At 70.4% G+C, this 15551-nt stretch carries 13 protein-coding genes; 9 read left to right on the forward strand and 4 right to left on the reverse strand.

The features are described 5' to 3' along the window. Nucleotides 1-146: 146 nt before the first annotated feature. The 4 genes from BXA10_RS00415 to galT all read left to right on the forward strand — a co-directional run bounded on the left by BXA10_RS00415 (nt 147) and on the right by galT (nt 5489). Nucleotides 147-1703 carry a glycosyltransferase family 2 protein gene (locus BXA10_RS00415; RefSeq protein WP_076466550.1) on the forward strand — a complete coding sequence of 519 codons (1557 nt, stop codon included), beginning with the start codon at nt 147-149 and terminating at the stop codon, nt 1701-1703. A gap of 121 nt (nt 1704-1824) precedes the next feature. Continuing rightward, nucleotides 1825-3354, forward strand: a complete 1530-nt coding sequence (gene cysC / locus BXA10_RS00420; RefSeq protein ID WP_076466551.1) for an adenylyl-sulfate kinase — start codon at nt 1825-1827, stop codon at nt 3352-3354. A gap of 255 nt (nt 3355-3609) precedes the next feature. Continuing rightward, nucleotides 3610-4416 (forward strand): DeoR/GlpR family DNA-binding transcription regulator, encoded by an 807-nt coding sequence (locus BXA10_RS00425; RefSeq protein WP_076467275.1) that lies wholly within the window; start codon nt 3610-3612, stop codon nt 4414-4416. Then, entirely contained in the window at nt 4413-5489 is a 1077-nt protein-coding gene (gene galT / locus BXA10_RS00430) for a galactose-1-phosphate uridylyltransferase (RefSeq protein WP_076466552.1), read from the forward strand. Before BXA10_RS00425 ends, galT begins: the two co-directional genes overlap by 4 nt. Before the next feature lie 68 nt (nt 5490-5557). Here the strand turns inward: galT and BXA10_RS00435 are convergent, their stop codons facing one another. Further along, complete coding sequence (locus BXA10_RS00435) at nt 5558-6109, reverse strand: GNAT family N-acetyltransferase (RefSeq protein ID WP_076466553.1); 552 nt, start codon at nt 6107-6109, stop codon at nt 5558-5560. 51 nt (nt 6110-6160) lie between these two features. Between BXA10_RS00435 and BXA10_RS00440 the strand changes: the two genes are divergently transcribed. Beyond that, nucleotides 6161-6751, forward strand: a complete 591-nt coding sequence (locus BXA10_RS00440; protein WP_175649072.1) for a TetR/AcrR family transcriptional regulator — start codon at nt 6161-6163, stop codon at nt 6749-6751. 280 nt (nt 6752-7031) lie between these two features. Here the strand turns inward: BXA10_RS00440 and BXA10_RS00445 are convergent, their stop codons facing one another. After that, nucleotides 7032-8249: an NADP-dependent isocitrate dehydrogenase gene (locus BXA10_RS00445; protein ID WP_076466555.1), complete on the reverse strand. Its 1218-nt coding sequence runs from the start codon at nt 8247-8249 to the stop codon at nt 7032-7034. Nucleotides 8250-8388: 139 nt separating this feature from the next. On the opposite strand from BXA10_RS00445, the gene BXA10_RS00450 reads away from it, so the two are divergent. Then, entirely contained in the window at nt 8389-9180 is a 792-nt protein-coding gene (locus BXA10_RS00450) for an MBL fold metallo-hydrolase (protein WP_076466556.1), read from the forward strand. Between the two features lie 67 nt (nt 9181-9247). Here BXA10_RS00450 and mdh read toward each other — a convergent pair whose 3' ends face one another. Continuing rightward, a complete protein-coding gene (gene mdh, locus BXA10_RS00455) occupies nt 9248-10198 on the reverse strand; it encodes a malate dehydrogenase (RefSeq protein ID WP_076466557.1) in 951 nt (316 codons plus the stop codon). Nucleotides 10199-10334: 136 nt separating this feature from the next. Beyond that, nucleotides 10335-11195 carry a bifunctional methylenetetrahydrofolate dehydrogenase/methenyltetrahydrofolate cyclohydrolase gene (locus tag BXA10_RS00460; RefSeq protein ID WP_076466558.1) on the reverse strand — a complete coding sequence of 287 codons (861 nt, stop codon included), beginning with the start codon at nt 11193-11195 and terminating at the stop codon, nt 10335-10337. Between the two features lie 451 nt (nt 11196-11646). Between BXA10_RS00460 and BXA10_RS00465 the strand changes: the two genes are divergently transcribed. The 3 genes from BXA10_RS00465 to BXA10_RS00475 all read left to right on the forward strand — a co-directional run bounded on the left by BXA10_RS00465 (nt 11647) and on the right by BXA10_RS00475 (nt 15485). Continuing rightward, nucleotides 11647-13248, forward strand: a complete 1602-nt coding sequence (locus BXA10_RS00465) for a peptide ABC transporter substrate-binding protein (RefSeq protein ID WP_076466559.1) — start codon at nt 11647-11649, stop codon at nt 13246-13248. A gap of 194 nt (nt 13249-13442) precedes the next feature. After that, the gene (locus BXA10_RS00470) at nt 13443-14381 is read left to right on the forward strand and encodes an ABC transporter permease (RefSeq protein WP_076466560.1); all 939 of its coding nucleotides are present in this window, start codon (nt 13443-13445) and stop codon (nt 14379-14381) included. A 150-nt stretch (nt 14382-14531) separates the two neighbouring features. Beyond that, the gene (locus BXA10_RS00475) at nt 14532-15485 is read left to right on the forward strand and encodes an ABC transporter permease (RefSeq protein ID WP_076466561.1); all 954 of its coding nucleotides are present in this window, start codon (nt 14532-14534) and stop codon (nt 15483-15485) included. Nucleotides 15486-15551 lie beyond the last annotated feature (66 nt).

Below are 15551 nucleotides of genomic sequence, written 5' to 3' on the forward strand. Positions count from 1 at the left end.
CGGGTCCGCCCCTGATCCTCGCGGGCGTGCCCCCTAAGGAGACCGGAGTTGCGGGAACCTTGAGCGTCGCGGAATCGTCCCATGCACGGTTCCGTCGCCTCCGCTGGCATCGATACGGATCCGGCCGGAACGAACGTGGGAGAGAGATGATCGACGACACGAGCGCGTCTCTGAAGGTCAGCGTCGTAGTGCCCGCGTACAACAGCGGCACTCACATCGAGCGACTCGTCGACTCGTTGGTCCGGCAGTCGATGCCGCCGACGCAGTTCGAGGCGATCTTCGTCGACGACGGATCGACCGACGACACGCCTGCCCGGCTGGACGCGCTGGCCGCCGCCCATCCGCACTTCCGGGTCCTGCACATCGACAACTCGGGATGGCCGTCGCGGCCCCGCAACGTCGGGGTCGCGCACGCTCGGGGCGAGTACGTGGTGTTCGTCGACGACGACGACTGGCTCGGCGACGAGGCCCTCGATCGGATGTACGGCATCGGCGCCACGCACGGCGCCGATGTGGTGATCGGACGGATGACGGGGCACGGTGGGCGGGGGGTGCCCCGCGAGCTGTTCCGCAAGAACCGGTTCGACGCGACCGTGGCGAACGCGCCATTGATCGACAGCCTGACCTGCCACAAGATGTTCCGTCGCGCGTTCCTCGACGAGCACGAGCTGCGCTTCCCCGAGGGGTGGCCACGGCGGCTTGAGGACCACCGCATGGTCGTCCGGGCGTACCTGCTGTCGAAGCGGACGTGCGTCCTGTCGGACTACACCTGCTACCACCACAGCCGCCGGGACGACGGTGGAAACGTGACGGCCGACCAGTTGGATCCCGGGGAGTACTACGCCGCCCTGCGGGAGGCCCTGGACATCGTCGACGCGCACGTGGAGCCCGGCCCGCTGCGGGACCGGCTGCACCGCCGCTGGCTGCGCCATCAGATGCTCGACCGCCTGCGCGGCCGACGGCTGCTGGAGGCGCCGCAGGCGTGGGTGGGACAGGTGGCCGCGGAGGTCCGGGACATCATCCGCGAGCGGTTCGGGCCGGGAGTGGCCGCGGGGCTGCCGCCGATGTACCGCGTCCTCGCCCACCTGGCCGAGCAGGACCGGTTGGCGGACGTGCGCCGGCTCGCCGAGTGGGAGCAGGCGCTTCGCGCCGCGGCCCTTGTCGAGCGCCACGCTCTCGCCGGTACGACCCTGACCCTCACCGTCGCAGCCTGGCTGGAGTCCGACGGGCGACCGGTCGCCGCCGGCCGCACCGGCGACCGGGACCTGCTCGTGCTGCCGGTGGAGAACGTCCCCGCCGAGCTGCGTGACGTGACGGAGGCCCTCGTTCAGGGCCGGGTGGACGTCGTGGCCCGCCGCCAGGGAACCGGCGACGAGGTCTTCCTGCCGGTGACGTCGACGGTCGAGCGGGTGGTCGGACCGGACGGGACCGCGCACGCCGTCCACCGGGCGACGGTGACTGTCGACTACCGCACGGTCAACGCCGGCCGCACGGCCGGCATGTGGCGGCTCAAGGCCCGGGTGACCAGCTTGGCCCGGACGCAGGACGTCCGTCTGCCGCTGCTGGTGCGGTGCGCCACCGACGGCGCCCCGCCGCGGGTCGTGGACGAGACCGCGTTCCTCACCCGGCTGCGCCAGGCCGTACGCCGCCGCGTACGGGCCGGACTCCGTGCGCTGCCCGCGCTGCGGGGCCGACGCGGTTGACCGGTGCTTCCTCGCGGCGCCGATCGACCGGTCGGCCGTCGAGGTTCCCTCGTGGAGTGGCACCCTCGACCGATCGCGGGTCTGCTGCGAAACTGTGTGCCGATCAGCGAGTGGGGGTGTGATGAGCAACGGGTGGGTGCTGCCCGACGAGGTGCTCCGCGACGCGCCGGCGTACACGCCGCGCCCGGGGGAGCTGGCCGACCTTGAGCTGCTGTTGACCGGGGCCTACGCCCCCCTCACCGGCTTCATGACGCGCGCCGACCTGGTCTCCGTAAGCCGGCGTGCCCGGCTCGCCGACGACACCCCGTGGCAGGTCCCGGTGACCCTCCAGGTGCCGGCGGCGCTCGCCCAGGGGCTCGATCCACGTGACCCGGCGCGCCGGGCACTGGTGCTCACCGACGGCGAGGGCGCCCCGGTGGCGGCGCTGGACGTGGCCGACACGTGGCCGGTCCGCGACGGGGTCGCCGGCGTCGGCGGCCCGCTGCGCCGCCTGGGCGACGGCGGTCACGGGCCGTTCCAGCGGCTGCGCCGCACCCCGGAGGAGGTACGCGCGCTGCTGCCTCCCGGCCGGGTGCTCGGGGTGATCGCCGACCGGCCACTGCACCGCCCGCAGCTCGCCCAGATCGCGCATGCCGCCCGCACCCTCGGCGCGCACCTGCTCGTCCTGATCCCGGTCGGCGAGGACGGGGTCGGCGGGCTGCCGCCCGAGTCGCTGGTGCGCGCCGTGTTCGCCGCCCGCGACCGGATGCCGCCGGCCACCCTCGTCGCCGTACCGCTCTCCCGCCGCCGCGACGAGATCAGCGACGCCCTGCTGCGGGCCCGGGTCTCGGCCGCGTACGGGGTGACCCACCTGCTCTCCACCGGCGACATGCTCTCCGGGGCCGGGCTGCGGGTGCTGGTGCCACGTGAACTGGCCTACGACAGCCGGGACGGGCAGTGGCGCTGGCGGGAGGACATCCCGCCACGCAACCGGCGGCTGGCGCTGGCCCAGGAGGAGATCGACGATCTGCTGGACCGGGGCTTCCCGCTGCCCGAGTGGCACACCCCGCCAGCGGTCGCCAGGGAGCTGGCGCGGGCCCGTCCGCCGCGCCGGTACCGCGGGCTGGTGGTCTTCCTGACCGGGCTCTCCGGCTCGGGCAAGTCGACCATCGCCCGGGGCCTCTCGGACGCGCTACGTGAGGGCGGTGAGCGGACGGTCACCCTGCTCGACGGTGATGTGGTGCGCCGGGAACTCTCGGCCGGGCTCGGGTTCAGCAAGGCCGACCGGGACCTGAACGTGCGCCGGATCGGCTGGGTCGCCGCCGAGATCGCCCGGCACCGGGGGGTCGCGATCTGCTGCCCGATCGCCCCGTACGCGGCGGCCCGGGCGACCGCCCGGGAGATGGCGCTGGCCGCTGGGGCGGGGTTCGTGCTGGTGCACGTCGCCACCCCGCTCGAGGTCTGCGAGCAGCGTGACCGCAAGGGTTTGTACGCGCGGGCGCGCGCCGGCCTGGTCACCGGCATGACCGGCGTCGACGACCCGTACGAGGAGCCGACCGACGCCGACCTGGTGCTGGACACCAGCGATCTGACCGTGGACGAGGCGGTCGAGGCGGTGCTGCACCACCTCACCGAGACCGGCTGGGTCGAACCCAAGCATCCGCCGCTCTGAACGCCGGGGATTCGTCGCGGTACGCACCGGACGCGCCGGCCCGGTCGGGGTGAGTGTCCGACCGCGCGGGCAGGTGCCCGACCCGGCTGAGCCGGCGCGGCCCTGATCGTGTGCGCACGGCCGACGGCGGGTCCCTCCGGTCACCGCCGGGCCCACCCCGCTCCTTTCACCGGCTCCGGCAACGCGCTAATGTTCATTCTTGTTGGAACACGTTTGACCACGTGAGAGTACGTGAGCGGCCGGGAGGTGCGGCGGATGCTGGCGCAGCAGCGGCAGGCGACGATTCTGGAGCGGGTCCGCGCGGCGGGCGGCGTACGCGTCAGCGAGCTGGCCGCCGAGTTCGGCGTCTCGGACATGACGATCCGACGTGACCTGGAGACTCTGCACGAGCGCGGCCTGCTGGCCAAGGTGCACGGCGGGGCCACGGTGGCCGGGTCGGGGTCGACCGACGAACCCGGCTTCCGGGCGAAGTCGGTCCGGCAGCCGGCCGAGAAGGCGGCCATCGCCGGCCGGGCGGCACAACTGGTCCGGCCGGGCGCGGCGATCGCGCTCTCCGCCGGCACCACCACCGCCGAGCTTGCCCGTCGCCTGGTGGACGTGCCCGGGCTGACGGTGGTGACCAACTCGCTCCCGGTGGCCGAGATCATGCACGCGGGTGGGCGGCCGGACCAGACGGTGGTGCTCACCGGCGGGGTGCGGACGCCGTCCGACGCCCTGGTCGGGCCGCTGGCCGTCGGGGCGATCCGATCGCTCCACCTGGACCTGCTCTTCCTCGGCGTCCACGGGATCAGCGAGCGGGCCGGGTTCACCACGCCCAACCTCATGGAGGCGGAGACCGACCGCGCCCTGGTCACGGCGGCCGACCGGCTGGTGGTGCTCGCCGACCACTCCAAGTGGGGCACCGTCGGCATCTCCTCGATCGTCGAACTGTCGGCCGCGCACGTGCTGATCAGCGACGACGGGCTGCCGAGCGAGGCACGACGGGTCCTCGGCGAACGCGTGGGCGAACTGGTGACGGTGTCGCCGACGGGCGCGCCGACGAATGGAGGGGCGGCGGAGTGAAGCGCACCGAGGTCCGGCTGGCCGACGGCCGGGAACTGATCTACTTCGACGAGCGGGACGACGCCGTCCGTGACCAGCCGGACCGGCGAGAGCTGCCGCCTCCGCCGCACGCGTCGCAGTTGCGCTACGACCCGCTGACCGACGAGTGGGTGGCGGTCGCCGTGCACCGGCAGACCCGCACCTTCCTGCCGCCGGCCGACGAGTGCCCCCTCGACCCGTCGGTGGGTGACCGGCTCACCGAGATCCCGGCGTCGGACTACGACGTGGTGGTCTTCGAGAACCGGTTCCCTTCCCTGAGCAGCCGGGTCGCCGAAGCGCCCGGGGAGATCACCCCGTTCACCCCGTTCCGGCCGGGGCTCGGTCGCTGCGAGGTCGTCTGCTTCACCTCCGACCACAACGCCTCGTTCGCGAGCCTCTCCCCCACCCGGGTCCGTACGGTGATCGACGCGCTCGCCGACCGCACCGTGGCACTGGGCGAGCTGCCCGGGGTGGAGCAGGTGTTCTGCTTCGAGAACCGGGGGGTGGAGATCGGCGTGACGCTGCACCACCCGCACGGCCAGATCTACGCGTACCCCTTCGTCACGCCGCGGACCCGGACGATGCTCGCCGCCGCGCGTCGGCACGCCGAGCGCACCGGCGGCGGCAACCTCTACGCCGACGTGCTCGCCGCCGAGCGGGCCGCCGGCGAGCGGGTGGTCCTGGCCAACGAGCACTGGACCGCGTACGTCCCGGCCGCTGCCCGCTGGCCGTTCGAGGTGCACGTGGCCCCGCACCGCCCGGTGCCGGACATCCCGGCGCTGGACGACGCCGAGCGGGACGCCTTCGGGCCGCTCTACCTGGACCTGCTGCGCCGCTTCGACGGGCTCTTCGACATGCCCATGCCGTACATCGCGGCGTGGCACCAGGCGCCGGTACGGATCGACCGGGAGCTGGGCCACCTGCACCTGCAGCTGTTCAGCATCCGGCGAGCCAAGGACAAGCTGAAGTACCTGGCCGGCTCGGAGTCGGGCATGGGTGCCTTCATCAACGACATCGCCCCCGAGCGGGCCGCGGAACTGCTCCGGGCCGCGTGAGGCGAGGTCCCGGGCCCGCCCGGACGGTCGGTCGGTCGGTCGGTCGAGAGCGAGTACGCCGACGGTGGTTACTCGCCCAGGGGTCGCCATTCAGGTGCAAGGATCGCCCAGATCTGCTTGTCGTAGCGCACGCCCTCGTACGGCCATGCCTCGCGGCGCACACCCTCCAGCGTCATGCCGAGCCGCTTGGCCACCGCCGAGCTGCGGTCGTTGTCGGCCCGGCAGTGCCATTCGGCCCGGTGCAGCCCCCGGGACGTGAACGCCCAGTCCAACAACGCACCGCACGCTCGGGTGACCAGGCCGCGACCCTCGGCGGACGGCTCCAGCCAGCACCCGACCTCACACGAACCGAAAGCGGTGTTGAAGTCGGTGAACATCACGCCGCCGACCAGCACGCCGTCCCGCCAGATGCCGTACAGGCGGGCGCCGTCGCCGGCCTGGCGTTCGGCATACCGCCTGAGGGTGGCCCGCGCCCCGTCCAGGTCGCCGGTGACGAACCCGGACCCGACCCACGGGCGGATGTGCTCACGCGCCCGGTCGAGGTGGTCGGCGAACTCTTCGGCGTGCCAGACCTCCAACGGGCCGAGACGGGCATCGTCGCGCAGCGGCAGCGAGAACATGAGGGGCCTCCCATTCACATAACAAGCGTTGTGGGAATGTACCGTGATGGCATGCCACGCTCCAAGGGAGATCACGAGGCCCGCCGGCGCGACGTCTCCGAAGCGGTCTGGCAGGTCCTGGCCGCACGCGGGTTCACCAGCCTGACCCTGCGCGCCGTCGCCGCCGAACTCGGCGCGACCACCGGCCTGCTCACGCACTACTTCCCCACCAAACGCGCCCTGATTGAGTACGCCCTTGACCTGCTCGAACAGCGCACCGTCTCCCGCCCTCGCCGCCATTCGGGCGAAGGGCTGGCGGCCTTCAGGGACGCGCTGCTGGACATCCTGCCGCTGACTCCCGTGGCCGCCGACAGCAACCGGATCTGGGTCTCCTCCTGGGACGCCGCGCTCTCCGACGCCGACCTGAGCACCGACTACGCCCGCAAGTACGCCGCAGGTCGCGACCGGCTGACCGAGCGGGTGGCCGCGGCCCAGGAACTCGGCGAACTGCCCAGCGGCAACCCGGCACATGTCGCGGCCGGCGCCCAGGCCTTCGTTCTCGGCCTGGTGGTCCAGGCCCTGTTCGACCCGGCGGCGTTCCCGCCACAGCGGCAGGTCGAACTCCTGGACGACTATCTGGCGAGGCTGACCGCCCCGCACTGACCCGAGGCCGCCGAGAAAAGAGGCGCCAACAGGGCGCGGGGGGCCCGGGACAGGGCCCCCCGCAGGGAAGGGACGGCTGGCTGTGCACGACAGCCGGGAAGGCTGGCTGATTGGCACTCATGCCGCGCGTTCACCGCGGCCAACCCTCCTGGACGCGACTTGCATCTTGTCCACCCTGGTCAACGAGGCGCGCCGAGTCGAGTGACGGAAAAAATAATCCGTCCGGTACGACGAAGCCCGCCGGCGCGATGCCGGCGGGCTTCCTCGTTGCTCGTGGAGATCAGGCAGCCAGCTTGCGGGCCAGGTTCTCGTCGAGCGCGTTCATGAACTCGTCGGTGGTCAGCCACGGGGCGTCGCGCGAGATGAGCAGCGCGAGGTCCTTGGTCATCTGGCCGCCCTCGACGGTCTCGACGATGACCTGCTCCAGGGTGTTGGCGAACTCGGTGACCGCCGGGGTGCCGTCCAGCTTGCCCCGGTGGGCCAGGCCCCGGGTCCAGGCGTAGATCGAGGCGATCGGGTTGGTCGAGGTCTTCTCGCCCTTCTGCCACTGCCGGTAGTGCCGGGTGACCGTGCCGTGCGCGGCCTCGGCCTCGACGGTGCGGCCGTCCGGGGAGAGCAGGACGGAGGTCATCAGACCCAGCGAGCCGAAGCCCTGCGCGACGGTGTCGGACTGCACGTCACCGTCGTAGTTCTTGCAGGCCCAGACGTAGCCGCCCTCCCACTTCAGCGCGGCGGCGACCATGTCGTCGATCAGCCGGTGCTCGTAGGTGAGGCCGGCGGCGTCGAACTCCGCCTTGAACTCGTTCTCGAACACCTCGGCGAAGATGTCCTTGAACCGACCGTCGTACGCCTTCAGGATGGTGTTCTTGGTCGACAGGTAGACCGGGTAGCCGCGGTCCAGGCCGTACCGGAACGAGGCCCGGGCGAAGTCCCGGATCGACTCGTCGAAGTTGTACATGCCCATGGCGATGCCGCCGCCGGAGAAGTTGGCGACCTCCATCTCCATCGGCGCGGAGCCGTCGGCCGGGGTGTAGGTGACGGTCACCTTGCCGGGGCCGGGCACCACGAAGTCGGTGGCCTTGTACTGGTCACCGTGCGCGTGCCGGCCGATGATGATCGGCTTGGTCCAGCCGGGAACCAGCCGCGGCACGTTGGACATGATGATCGGCTCACGGAAGACGACGCCACCGAGGATGTTGCGGATGGTGCCGTTCGGCGACCGCCACATCTTCTTGAGGCCGAACTCCTCCACCCGGGCCTCGTCCGGGGTGATCGTCGCGCACTTGACGCCGACGCCGTGCTCCTTGATGGCGTTGGCGGCGTCGACGGTGACCTGGTCGTCGGTCTCGTCGCGGTGCTGGATCGACAGGTCGTAGTAGTGCAGGTCGACGTCGAGGTAGGGCAGGATCAGCTGCTCACGGATCTGCTTCCAGATGATCCGCGTCATCTCGTCGCCGTCGAGCTCCACGACCGGGTTGTTTACCTTGATCTTCGCCATCGGCCGGCGCTCCTCTCGGGGGACACGTGCTCAAGCAGTACGAGCGTACTGGAAACTTGCCGGCAGTCCCCAGGCGGCCCGGGGTGGACCGCCGGAAAGCGGGCTGCGCCGCAACGCGACCCCCTGGCATCATCGGCCGATGCCACTGAGCCGCACGCTCGGGTCTATCACGGTCACCGCGCTCTCCGACGGCGAGGGGCCCTTCTTCCAGCCCCGCGGCGAGGCGTTTCCCGCCGCCACCGAGGCGCACTGGCGGGCGGCCGACCGGCTCGACCCGGGCGCCGCGACCGGCGACGGCCGGTGGTGGCTGCGGTTCCGCGCCTTCGCCGTGCGGGTCGGCGACGGCCCGGTCACCCTTGTCGACGCCGGCATCGGCCCGGCCGACTCACCCGCCGCGAGCTGGGCGCCGGTCCCGGGCCGGCTGCCCGAGGAGCTGGCCGCCGCCGGGATCGACCCGGCCGACGTGGGCACCGTGGTCCTCACCCACCTGCACACCGACCACGTCGGCTGGGCCGGCCCGCTCTTCCCGAACGCCGACCACGTGATCCAGCGCGCCGAGGTGGACGCGCTGGAGCTGTTCCATCCCGAGCTGCCGGCCCGGCTGCTGACGCCGTTGCGCGCCACCGGCCGGCTGCGGGTGGTCGACGGCGAGACATCCCTCACCCCGGGGGTACGACTGCTGCACACGCCCGGGCACACGCCGGGCCACCAGTCGGTGCTCATCGAGGCGGACGACGACCGCCTCCTGGTCACCGGCGACCTGCTGGTGCACGCCGTGCAACTGGTCGACCCGGACCTGGCCTACGCCCACGAGGAGAACCCGGACGCGGCCCGCCGCTCCCGCGCGGACCTGCTGGCAACCCTCTCCCCCGCCATCCTGGCCCCCCCCCACCTGACCGCCCCCTTCACCCCCCACCCCTTCCCCGCTTGATCGTGAGGTTGAACGGGGAAGGGGCGGCCGGCGGAAGCCGGCCGCCCCTTCGGCGGTGGTGCTCAGGTCACATGTTGGCGACGTCGGCCTGCTTGGAGCGGACGGCCTCGGCGGCCTCCTTGAGGCTGTTGAGCTCGTCGGCGTCGAGGTCGGTCTCGACGACCCGCTTCACGCCCTCGGCGCCGATCTGGGCCTCGACGCCCAGGTAGACACCCGAGATGCCGTACTCGCCGTCGACCCAGGCGCAGACCGGCATGACCTCGCCCGAGTCCTCGGCGACGGCCTTCGCCATCTTGGCGGCGGCGGCGGACGGGGCGTAGTACGCGGAACCGGTCTTCAGCAGCGCGACGACCTCGGCGCCACCGTTCCGCGTCTTGACCACGAGCTCCTCGATCTGCCCGTCGGGCATGACCTCGCGCAGCGGCTTGCCGTTGACGGTGCTCTTCGAGGGCACCGGCACCATGGTGTCGCCGTGCGAGCCGAGGGTGAGGGTCTTGACCGACTTCACCGGTACGTTCAGCGCCTCGGCCACGAAGTTGCTGAACCGGGCGGTGTCGAGCATGCCGGCCTGGCCGAGCACCCGGTTCTTCGGGAACTGGGTGGCGAGCTGGGCCAGGGCGGTCATCTCGTCGAGCGGGTTGGAGACGACGATGACGACGGCGTTCGGGGCGTACTTGGCGACGTTCTCGGAGACCTGACGGACGATCTTGGCGTTCGTCTCCAGCAGGTCCATCCGGCTCATGCCCGGCTTGCGGGGCAGACCCGCGGTGATGACGACGACGTCGGAGCCCTCGATGGCCTCGTAGCCCTCGCCGTTCGGGCCGGTGGTGACGCCGACGACCTTGGTCTCGAAGCCCTCGATCGGGCGCGACTGGTTGAGGTCCAGCGCGAGGCCCGCCGGCTTGCCCTCCACGATGTCGGTGATCACGACGGTGTCGAAGACGTCGTACTCGGCCAGGCGCTGTGCGGTGGTGGAGCCGTAGAAGCCGGCCCCGACGACAGTGACCTTCTTACCCATGGTCGTCCCACTCCCTGATACCAGTCGGTTTTCCGGACCGTATCAGTCATCCTGGCACCGATCCGGCCAGGGGCGGACGGTTATGACGCCGTTGGACTGGAGGGGGCCCCTATCCGGAATCCGTCGGCGGAGCGGGTCAGCCCTGCTCGGCGCGCTCGACCACGTTGGTGAGCAGCATGGCCCGCGTCATCGGCCCGACCCCGCCGGGCATCGGCACCAGAGCGCCGGCCACCTCCACCACTGCCGAATCCACGTCACCGGTGTAGCGGCCCTTGCCGTCCGGACCGACCACCCGGGTGATGCCCACGTCGACCACCACCGCGCCCGGCGTGACCATGTCGGCGGTGAGCAAGCCGGGAACGCCGGCCGCCACGATGACGATGTCGGCGGCCCGGGTGTGCGAGGCCAGGTCCAGCGTGCCGGTGTGGCACAGCGTCACCGTCGCGTTCTCGCTGCGGCGCGTGAGCAGCAGCCCGAGCGGGCGACCGACGGTGTTACCGCGACCGACCACCACGACCTTGGCGCCGCTGAGCGCGACGTCGTGCCGGCGGAGCAGCTCGACGATGCCGCGCGGGGTGCAGGGCAGCGGGCCCGGGTAGCCGAGCACCAGCCGGCCGAGGTTGACCGGGTGCAGGCCGTCGGCGTCCTTCGCCGGCTCGATCAGCTCCAGCACGCGCTGGGTGTCGAGGTGGCCGGGAAGCGGCAGCTGGACGATGTAGCCGTGGCAGGCCGGATCGGCGTTCAGTTCGGCGAGCACCTGCTCGACCTGAGCCTGGGTGGCGTCGGCCGGTAGCTCCCGCCGGATCGAGGCGATGCCCACCTCGGCGCAGTCGCGGTGCTTGCCGTTGACGTACGCCTGCGATCCGGGATCGGACCCGACGAGGACCGTCCCCAGCCCCGGGGTGATACCGCGTTCAGCCAGAGCCTTGACCCTCGTCCGCAGCTCATCCTTGATTTCCGCCGCGGTCGCCTTGCCGTCCAGAAGCGTCGCCGTCACGTGCAGATCGTCTCACGGCCGACGCCCTCCGGTTACGACGACCCAGCGACCGCCGCCACCGGCGGGCTGCCTCCGCTTAGCCCATTGGTAACCGTGCGTGACATGAATTGCGTCACTCTTCGTATTCTCTGTGTTCTGCGTCACGCTGCGTCGGGACGGTTAGGTGGCTTAGGCAACAATCTGGGCACCGAGTTCGCGATTCGCCCATTCGATCTGCAAACCGGACATCGCCCGTGCCCGGCCAGCCTCAAAAGCGCTCGTCAGAGCCAAATTGACCGAGGTGCGCATAGCAGCAGGGGCACCCCCGTGCGGATCCCGTCCGATCACCCCGTTACCAGGTTGTGATCAAGTCGTTGCCGAAGTCCCGTGGACGGCCTACCGTTGCCGCTCGTTGCGCAGCGTCACCCAGCGTCGGGCTCGACTGCGCAGTGTGAGGAGATGAGGAGGCTTCATGCGAGTTCGTAGGCTCGCTGCCTGGACCGCCCTCCCGCTCGCTGTGACGCTGGGCCTCGCGGCCTGCGGCAGCGGCGGCGACGGTGGCTCCGGCGGCAGTGGCTCCGACACGGTCAGCATTCAGATCGCCGAGCCGCAGCACCTGGTCCCGACCAACACCACCGAGACTGCCGGCAACCAGGTGATCTCCGGTCTGTTCAGCCCGCTCGTGGACTACGACGCGCAGAACAAGCCCGTCGAGGTCGCCGCCGAGTCGGTCACGTCGACCGACAACAAGGTCTGGACGATCAAGCTCAAGGACGGCTTCACCTTCCACAACGGCGAGAAGGTCAAGTCCGACAACTACATCAACGCCTGGAACTACGGCGCCTACGCGCCGAACGGCCAGGGCGGCAGCTACTTCTTCGAGAAGATCGCCGGCTACGAGGACCTCCAGGGCAAGCAGCCGAAGGCCAAGACCCTGTCCGGTCTGAAGAAGCTGGACGACCTGACCTTCCAGGTGACCCTGGGCGCGCCGTACATCGACTTCAAGACGATGCTCGGTTACAACGCGTTCTACCCGCTGCCGGACGCCGCGTTCTCCGCGCCCGGCGTGCTGAAGGCCGACTACGAGCAGGCGCCGATCGGCCAGGGCCCGTTCAAGATGAAGGGCACCTGGCAGCACGACAGCAAGATCGACATCGAGCGCTACGACGCGTACCCGCTCGACAAGCCGAAGTCGAAGAACATCGAGTTCCGGATCTACCAGCAGCTCACCGCCGCGTACGCGGACCTGCTGGCGGACAACCTGGACGTGCTCCCGACGATCCCGACGGAGAACCTGAGCACCGCGCAGACCGACCTCGGCGACCGGTACCAGACCAGCCCGATGTCGTCGTTCCAGTTCCTGGCGTTCCCGACGTTCGACAAGGACTTCGCGAACCCGGACGTGCGCAAGGCGATCTCGATGGCGATCGACCGGGACGAGATCACGAAGTCGATCTTCAAGAACTCGCAGGCGCCCGCCCGTTCGTTCGTCTCGCCGGTGCTCCCGGGCTACCGGGAGAACACCGCGGGTGCGGCCGGTGAGTTCAACCCGACCGAGGCCAAGAAGCTCTACCAGGCCGCCGGCGGCCCCGCGAAGATCGTCATCTCCTACAACGGCGACGGCGGTCACAAGGACTGGGTCGACGCCACGGCCAACCAGCTCAAGGCCAACCTGGGCGTCGAGGTCGTCGGCTCCGCCGAGCCGAAGTTCGCGGACCTGCTGAACAAGGTCGAGAAGAAGCAGCCGGTGGGCATGTTCCGGCTGGGTTGGGTCATGGACTACCCGTCCATGGAGGACTACCTCGGCCCGCTGTACACCACCAACGGCTCGTCGAACTACTACGGCTACAGCAACCCGGACTTCGACCGGCTGGTCAAGGAGGGCTCTGCGGCGGCCACCCAGGACGAGGCGATCAAGAAGTACCAGCAGGCCGAGGACATCCTGGCCAAGGACATGCCGGTGATCCCGCTCCGCTTCGGCGAGAACGTGTTCGGGCACTCGTCCAAGGTCAAGAACGTCGAGATGGACCTGTTCCAGCGCGTCAACCTGGTAAAGGTCGAGGCGGCCAGCTGAGCTGACCGCGGCGCGGGCCACCCGGGGAAGCCCGGGTGGCCCGGGCACATCCGAACCGGCCCGGTCGCTCGGCGTCCGGGCCGGTTCCGGCGCCGGTCCCGATCGGGGCCGAGGACCGGGTCGCAGTTGTTTCCGGTTCGACCAGAGATGTCGTCTCGCGACCCTTTCGCATTTTTCCGGAGAGACTGGAAAGTATGTTCCGCTACATCCTGCGGCGCCTCCTACAGATGGTCCTGGCCTTCCTCGGGACCACGCTGATCGTCTACGCGCTGATGTTCGCCGGCCAGGGCGACCCGATCCAGGCACTCGCCGGTGAACGACCGGTGACGGAAGCTCAGCGGGCATACCTGACGGAGAAGTACCACCTCGACGCGACCGGTATCGGCGGCTTCTTCTACCGCTACTTCGACTACGTCAGAAGTCTGCTCCAGGGCGACCTGGGCCAGTCGCTGACCGGCCGGCAGATCGGTGACATCCTCCAGCAGGCCTGGCCGGTCACCGTGAAGCTCGCTCTCATCGCGCTCGCGGTCGCCGTGATCTTCGGCGTCACCGCCGGCGTGATCGCCGGCATCCGCCGCGCCGGCATCTTCGACAACTCCACGCTGGTGCTGACACTGCTGGTGCTCGGCATCCCGACCATCGTGCTGGCCCCCCTCGCCCAGTACTTCCTGGGTGTCAAGTGGCAGCTCTTCCCGCCCACGGCCGGCGCGGAGCCCAACTTCTACGCGCTGCTGCTGCCCGGCATCGTGCTCGGCTCGCTCTCCCTGGCCACCGCGCTGCGGCTCACCCGCACGTCGGTGGCGGAGAACCTGCGAGCCGACTACGTCCGCACCGCACGGTCGAAGGGCCTGGTGAAGCGGCGCATCGTCAGCGTCCACGTGCTGCGCAACTCGCTCATCCCGGTGGTCACCTTCCTCGGTGTCGAGCTGGGCAACCTGATGAGCGGCGCGATCATCACCGAGGGCGTCTTCAACATCCCCGGTGTGGGCTTCAACCTCTTCCGCGGCATCCGCACGGAGGACGGCCCCCTGGTGGTGGGCATCGTCAGCGTGCTCGTCGTGGTCTACCTGGTCTCGAACCTGCTGGTGGACGTCCTGTACGCCGTACTCGACCCGAGGATCCGCTATGAGTGAGCGCAGCGAACGAGTCATCAGCGCAGTGTTCCGCGGCTCCGCGCGCCCTGGTGCGCAGCGAGGGGATGCGCCGACAGCGCGCAGCGGACGAATGATCAACGCAGCGTGCATGGGCGCTCCTGCCGGCACGGAGCGGAGCGAGGTACGGGCATGAGTGATTTCGAAACGGTGGCGGCCAGCGAGAACCAGGCCGCTCGGCGTGGACCCTCGGGCGAGCCCGGCACGCCGAACCAGGTCGGTCAGCAGAAGGTACGCAGTCTCGCCGGCGACGCCTGGCGTGACCTGCGCCGCAACCCGATCTTCTGGCTGTCGCTCCTGCTGGTCACGATCATCAGCCTGATGGCGATCGTTCCGGGTCTCTTCACCCCGAACGACCCGCAGGACTGCTTGTTGTCCCGGCAGAACGCCGGCCCGTCCGGTAGCGCGATCTTCGGATACGACTTCCAGGGCTGCGACACGTTCTCCCGGGCGGTCTACGGCTCGCGGGCCTCGCTGCTGGTGGGGGCGCTCTCCGCGCTGCTCACCGGCGTGATCGCCCTGGTCATCGGGTTGCTCTCCGGCTACTTCGGCCGCTGGGTCGACGCGGTGCTGTCCCGGCTGATCGACATCGTGCTCGGCATCCCGCTGCTGCTGGCCGCGATCGTGCTGCTCAAGCGGGTCGGCAGTGACAACTCGAACGCGCGGATCTTCGCCGTCGTCTTCGTGCTGGCCATCCTCGGCTGGACCACCGCGGCCCGCGTGGTCCGCTCCTCGGTGATCACCGCGAAGGAGCAGGACTACGTCGCCGCGGCCCGGATGCTCGGCGCCGGCCACGGTCGGATCATGTTGCGGCACATCCTGCCGAACTCGCTGGCGCCGGCCATCGTGGTGCTGACCATCGCGCTCGGCTCGTTCATCGCCGCCGAGGCCACGCTCTCGTTCCTGGGCATCGGCCTCAAGGCACCGACCATCTCGTGGGGCCAGGACATCGACACCGGCCGCATCCACATGCGGGAGTCGGCGACTCCGCTGCTCGTCCCGTCGACCTTCCTCGCGCTGACCGTGCTGGCCTTCATCATGCTCGGCGACGCGATCCGTGACGCCTTCGACCCGAAGCTGCGGTGAGGTCATGCGAGCGCGAGAAGTGAGCGAAGTGAGCCCCGCAGTCGCGAGCGGAAAGGCAGACCAGTC

The organism is Micromonospora avicenniae, assembly GCF_900156065.1.
Lineage (GTDB): Bacteria > Actinomycetota > Actinomycetes > Mycobacteriales > Micromonosporaceae > Micromonospora > Micromonospora avicenniae.